Genomic DNA, 6219 nt, shown 5'->3' with positions numbered 1-6219 from the left:
GGCAAGCACACATAGTGTGCTTGCCGCTCCTCCATATCGAGTACAGGATCCACACGCCACAGAAGCCGGCGCCGATGAACCCGCACACCCCCAGCGCCAGCAGCCAGCGACTGGAGACCCCGCCAACGCTGTGCATCACGATCGAGGACCCGATGATCAGCGCGGCGGTGACGATACCCATCACCAGCCGGTTCGCTGCCCGATTCACCTGTTCGCCGAAGCCCTGCAGCGCGGTGGTTTCCACCTTCAGCTGGAGGCGGCCGCGGCGCGCGGCCTGGACCAGCTTGCGCAGGTCGCGCGGCAATTCCCCGGCGAAGTCGACCAGGCCCAGCAGGCTGCGTCGGCCACGCTTGAGCAGCGCCTTGGGCGCATAGCGCTGCAGCACCACCCGCTCCAGGAACGGTCGCGCGGCACTGGCCATGTCGAAATCCGGGTCCAGCTGGCGGCCCATGCCTTCCAGGGTCAGGAACGCCTTGATCATCAGCGCCAGATCGGCCGGCAGGGTCAGGCTGTAGCTGCGCAGCAGCTGGGTAATGTCACCCAGCATCAGGCCGATGCGCAGGTCTTTCAGCGGCACGCCGCGATACTGGTCGACGAACTGGCTGATGTCGTGCTGCAGGCGGTTCTCGTCCACTTCCACGCCGCCGGCCCAGTCCAGCAGCACATCGGCCACGCCCTGCGGGTCCTGCTCGACCAGCCCGTGCAGCAGCTGCGCGACCTGGAAGCGGCGCACTTCAGACAGCGCGCCGACCATGCCGAAGTCAATCACGCCGATACGGCCGTCACGCAGGTAGAGGATGTTGCCGGGGTGCGGGTCGGCGTGGAAGCAGCCGTCCTCCAGCACCATCTTGAGCACGATGCCGGCACCGCGCCGAGCCAGTTCGCGCCGGTCCAGGCCCGCCGCATCGACGCCGGCCAGGTCACGGCCGGGAATGCCGTCGACGAAGTCCTGGACGTTCAGGCTTTCACAGGTCCACTGCCAGTGCACGCTGGGGATCAGGATGTCGTCACGGCCGTTGAAGTTGCGCGCGATGCGCTCGGCGTTGCGGCATTCGGCGGCGAAATCCAGCTCGCGTCGCAGCGACACGGTGAACTGCTGCACGACCTGGGCCGGACGATAGCGGCGCAGGTCCGGCAGCCGCGCCTCGACGATTTCGGCCAGGCGCGCCAGCAACCGCAGGTCGGCCTCGACCACGTCGCGGATACCGGGGCGCCGCACCTTCAGCACCACCTCGCGGCCGTCATGCAGGCGCGCGCGATGGGCCTGCGCCAGCGAGGCGGCGGCCATCGGGATTTCATCGAGGAAGGCGAACACGTCTGCAGGCGAGGCGCCCAGGTCGGCCTCCAGCTGCTCGCGGATATCGGCATACGGCAGCGCGGGTACCGCGTTCTGCAGCTCGGACAGTTCAGCGATCCATTCCGGCGGCAGCAGGTCGACGCGCGTCGCCAGCACCTGCCCGAGCTTGACGAAGGTCGGGCCGAGATCCTGCATCGCGCTGCGTACGCGCACCGGCGCGGTCATCCGCAGCAGTTCCTGGCGATCCTCGTTCCAGTGCAGAAGGCGTCCAGCGCGCTCCAGCGTGGTGGCCAGGCCGATGCGCCGCACTACGTCACCGAAACCATAGCGGATCAGGACAACCGCAATTTCCTGCAGTCGGCCCAGGTCACGGACCGTGCCCAGCGTTTCCCACATCATGCGTGCTCCGGACGATTACCGGAGCAGCATGTCACAGCTGGGCGTCGATGCCGCGCAATGCCGCCGCTACGGTTTGCCGGCGGATGGCTTCGCGGTCGCCCTCGAACTGGAACAGCTCGGCGCGGGCGTAGCCGCCGCGCCGCTTCCAGCCGATCCAGACGCTGCCGACCGGCTTGCCAGGGCTGCCACCGCCCGGACCGGCGATGCCGGTCACCGCCACCGCGATGCCGGCACCGGAATTGACCAGCGCGCCCGACACCATCTCCAGCACGGTTTCGCGGCTGACCGCACCAAACTGCTCCAGCGTCTGTGCGCGCACGCCTAGCAGGCGCTGCTTGGCTTCGTAGCTGTAGACCACCATGCCGCAGTCGAAGAATGCCGACGAACCCGCGATGTCGGTCATGCACTTTGCAATCCAGCCACCACTGCAGCTTTCAGCGGTCACCAGCTGCAGCGAGGCCTGCTCCAGGCGCTGCCCAAGCGCGGCGGACTGGATATTGAGTTCAGCGTCGGTGGGGATGGACATCGGCATGACGGTGGGGTGAAGAACCTGCACGTTGTACCGCAGATGACAGCCAGATGTCGCGCCCATCCGGATGGTTGCGCTGCCGGCCGGCGGCCGGCACTACCGGGCATCGGCCGCTACCTCACCACTCCGGCGGTTTTTCCGGCAGCAGCGCCCGGATCGGGGCGCCATCGGCACTGGCGGCCAGCTTTTCAGCTTCGGCGATCGGCAGGTCGACCTGCAACAGCCAACCGTCTTCATCAGCCTGCTCGCTACGGATCACTTCCAGCTGGTGCAGGCGCGCGCGCAGGCGGCCGGCATCCGGCGGCAGGCGCAGTTCGCCGGAGACATGCTGCAGGCCCAGGCGCTTGCCCAGCACCGCCTGCAGCAGCTCCAGCCCCCGCCCGTCACGCGCGGAAATCCAGACCCGCTCACGACGCGACTCATCCGGGATACCGTCCTGGCCGTCGTGGCGCACGTCGGCGCCGTCAATGCGGTCGATCTTGTTGAACACCAGCAATTGCGGCAGGTCACCGGCACCGACTGCGGTCAGCACCTCGTCGACCTGGGCGATGCGCTCCTCGCGGTGCGGGTCGGCAGCATCGACCACGTGCAGCAGGAAATCGGCCTCGCGCGCCTCGGACAGGGTCGAGCGGAACGCAGCGACCAGGTCATGCGGCAGGTCGCGGACGAAGCCAACGGTGTCGGCCAGCACCACGTTGCCGCCCGGCACCGCGATGCGGCGCACGGTCGGATCCAGCGTGGCGAACAGCTGGTCGGCGGCATAGGCCTCGGCGCCGGTCATGGCGTTGAACAGGGTCGACTTGCCCGCGTTGGTGTAGCCCACCAGGGCCACACGGGGCAGCTCGCTGCGCACACGCGCACGACGCATCTGGGTGCGCTGCACTTCCACCTTTTCCAGGCGCTTCTGCAGCTGCTCCACCCGCTTCTGCAGCAGACGGCGGTCGGTTTCCAGCTGGGTTTCACCCGGGCCGCGCAGGCCGATCGAACCGCCGCGCTGGCGCTCCAGATGGGTCCAGCCGCGCACCAGCCGCGTAGCCAGGTGGCGCAGCTGTGCCAGTTCGACCTGCAGCTTGCCTTCGTGGCTGTGCGCACGCTGGGCGAAGATGTCCAGGATCAGGCCGGTGCGGTCGATCACCCGGCGCTCGAGGAAACGTTCCAGGTTGCGCTCCTGGCCCGGGCTCAATGCATGGTTGACCAGGATCAGGTCGGCCCCGCTGGCGTCGGCCGCAGCCTTGATCTCGTCCAGCTTGCCGCTGCCGATCAGGGTCGACGGATTCGGACGGTCCAGGCGCGCAGTGATCGTCGCGGCGATGCTGGCCCCGGCCGAGCGGGCCAGATCACCGAATTCTTCGAGCACATCGTCTTCCAGCTTGCCGAAATGGGGCTGGATCAACAGGGCGTGTTCACCCTTTTTCGAGCGGTCAAACATTCACCGCTCCGGTATTACTCGTCTGCTTCATCACCTGCCTGACCGCCTTCACCCGACTGCACGTAACCACCGCCCGGCCCGACCTTCACGTTGCGTGCCGGAACGACGGTGGAAATGGCGTGCTTGTAGACCATCTGACTGACCGTGTTGCGCAGCAGGACCACGAACTGGTCGAACGACTCGATCGTGCCCTGCAGCTTGATGCCGTTCACCAGGTACACCGAAACCGGCACGCGTTCGCGCCGCAGTGCGTTCAAGAAAGGATCCTGCAGCGATTGCCCCTTGGACATTGCACACTCCTGATTATTGTTCTTATTGGGTTGCCGACGGTTGCCGCGGCCCCCGAGCCGCCCGCCGACCGATGATGTTACACGGCTGGCGGGGATTCAGCGTGCGACGAAGGTCGACACCGCGCTGGCCAGGCGCTCACCATCAACATGGGGGTCGAACCAGCGCGCATCAAGCTCGCCGCGCAGCCAGGTCAGCTGGCGCTTGGCCAGTTGCCGGGTGGCGAAGATCGCCTTGTCACGGAAACGGGCGGCATCCCCCTCCCCGTCCAGGTACTCCCAGGCCTGCCGATAGCCGACCGCGCGCACTGCCGGCAGGTCCAGGGGCGCCGCCACGGCGGCCATTTCCGGCATCGCGCGCAATGCCCGCACCTCGTCGAGAAACCCCTGCCCCAGCATGGCGTCGAAGCGCGCCTCGATGCGCTGGTGAAGAACCGCACGGTCGCCTGGGGCGAGGATCAGCTTGAGGGTGCGCACCGGCAATGGCGCTACGCCCGGCCGGCGCTGCCATTCAGTAATGGGGATACCGGTCAGGCGATAGACCTCCAGCGCCCGCTGGATGCGTTGCGGATCGGTGGCATGGATGCGTGCGGCGGCGGCCGGGTCGACCTTGGCCAGATCGGCGTGCAGTGCCGCCCAGCCACGCTCGACCGCCTCGGCGCTGAGCGCTTCGCGCATTGCCGGGTCGGCCTCCGGCATCGGCGACAGGCCCTGCAGCAGCGCCCGGAAGTACAGGCCAGTGCCACCGGCCAGGATCGGCGTCCTGCCACGCGCCACGATGTCGGCCACGACCCGCCCGGCATCGGCGGCGAACTCGGCCGCCGAGTAGGTCTGCCAGGGGTCACGCAGGTCCAGCAGATGGTGCGGCGCCTGCGCGCGCTCCGTCGCATCGGGCTTGGCCGAACCGATATCCAGGTGGCGGTACACCAGTGCCGAGTCGACGCTGACGATTTCCCCATCCAGCTGCCGTGCCAGGGCGATCGCAGTGGCGGTCTTGCCACTGGCAGTCGGCCCCATCACGGCGATCGCCAGTGGCCGCCGATCGATACCCATCAGTCTTCGTCCGGCCAGCGGATCGTCGGCGTGGCGTCGGCGCGCGGCGTTGGCACGGCCTCGACTGCCTGCCAGATCTTCAGCGCATCGACGGTGGCGGCCACGTCATGCACGCGCACGATGCGTGCGCCGCGCTGCACCGCGATCAGGTGCGCGGCCACCGAGGCGGCCACGCGTTCGGACGGCGTATCGCGACCTGTCAGTTCACCGAGACTGCGCTTGCGCGACAGGCCGGCCAGCATCGGCACGCCCAGTTCCAGAAAGCGCTCCGAACGCGCCAGCAGGGTCATGTTGTGGCCGGTGGTCTTGCCGAAGCCGAAACCGAGGTCGATCAGCAGGTTCTTCTTCGCGATGCCTGCCATCTCGGCAGCGAACAGGCGCTGCACTAGGAAGCCGTGCACCTCGGCGACCACATCGTCGTAGTGCGGATCGGCCTGCATGTGGCCTGGTTCGCCCTGCATGTGCATCAGCACCACCGGCACACCGGTTTCGGCGGCGGCGTCCAGTGCACCCTCCTGACGCAGGCCGAAGATGTCGTTGATCATGCCGGCACCAGCGGCCACGGCCGCGCGCATCACTTCCGGCTTGAAGGTGTCGATGCTGATCGGCACCCGGGTGCGTGCGGCCAGCTGCTCGATCACCGGAATCACCCGGCGCAGTTCCTCCTCCACCGATACCGGCGCAGCGCCCGGCCGGGTCGATTCGCCGCCGATATCGAGAAGGTCCGCGCCCTCCTCGACCAGCTTCAGGCCATGAGCGACTGCGGCCTCGGTGGTGTCGTGCGCGCCGCCATCGGAGAAGGAGTCCGGGGTGACGTTGACGATGCCCATGACCTGGGCACGGTCGAGGCGCAGGATGCGGCCGGCGCAGTCGAGCTGGGGCGAGGTATCGAACATGGGCAATCCTGCTGGGACAACGAAAGGTAGTTTAGTTCGGCAGGGCGGCGCCCTGCACCCGCAGAGGCCAGAGCGACAGCAACAGCCGGAGCAACAGCGGGTTCACTGAAGAATGGCGGGGTGGGTCCGGTTGCGGGGGCCGCTGCAAGTACGTCCATGTAGGCTCGGTCGCCGCATCCATGCGGCTCACGCCCCCGCAACCGGACCCACCCCGCCTTCGACAGATTTCCGCGATCTGCAGTAGATCCACGCCATGCGTGGATGAATCTCCATCGGAATCGAATATTTCGAATTGGAATCGAAATGCATCCACGCATGGCGTGGATCTG

Annotated in this window: 6 protein-coding genes; all 6 read right to left on the bottom strand. The window is 67.6% G+C overall.

Annotated elements, in window-relative coordinates; all coding sequences use genetic code 11:
* Positions 1-1693, bottom strand: a 1693-nt coding sequence (ubiB, locus tag ACM0PY_RS05445) for a 2-polyprenylphenol 6-hydroxylase (protein WP_495493245.1), incomplete at its 3' end; no start/stop codon positions are given.
* A 34-nt stretch (positions 1694-1727) separates the two neighbouring features.
* On the bottom strand, positions 1728-2222 hold the full coding sequence (locus ACM0PY_RS05440; protein ID WP_005416043.1) for a CinA family protein: 495 nt from the start codon (positions 2220-2222) through the stop codon (positions 1728-1730).
* A gap of 121 nt (positions 2223-2343) precedes the next feature.
* A complete protein-coding gene (gene hflX / locus ACM0PY_RS05435) occupies positions 2344-3654 on the bottom strand; it encodes a ribosome rescue GTPase HflX (RefSeq protein WP_061480155.1) in 1311 nt (436 codons plus the stop codon).
* Positions 3655-3668: 14 nt separating this feature from the next.
* Positions 3669-3944: an RNA chaperone Hfq gene (gene hfq / locus ACM0PY_RS05430; protein ID WP_004152891.1), complete on the bottom strand. Its 276-nt coding sequence runs from the start codon at positions 3942-3944 to the stop codon at positions 3669-3671.
* A 96-nt stretch (positions 3945-4040) separates the two neighbouring features.
* Positions 4041-4994, bottom strand: coding sequence for a tRNA (adenosine(37)-N6)-dimethylallyltransferase MiaA (gene miaA, locus ACM0PY_RS05425; protein ID WP_134970139.1), 954 nt, complete (start codon positions 4992-4994; stop codon positions 4041-4043).
* On the bottom strand, positions 4994-5890 hold the full coding sequence (folP, locus tag ACM0PY_RS05420; protein WP_180885896.1) for a dihydropteroate synthase: 897 nt from the start codon (positions 5888-5890) through the stop codon (positions 4994-4996). Before folP ends, miaA begins: the two co-directional genes overlap by 1 nt.
* Positions 5891-6219: the final 329 nt, after the last annotated feature.

Source organism: Stenotrophomonas sp. BR163 (genome assembly GCF_047520985.2).
In the GTDB taxonomy this organism is placed as follows: domain Bacteria; phylum Pseudomonadota; class Gammaproteobacteria; order Xanthomonadales; family Xanthomonadaceae; genus Stenotrophomonas; species Stenotrophomonas sepilia.
The sequence above is the reverse complement of the archived record's forward strand: the minus strand, read 5'-3'. Positions and strand labels throughout refer to the sequence as shown.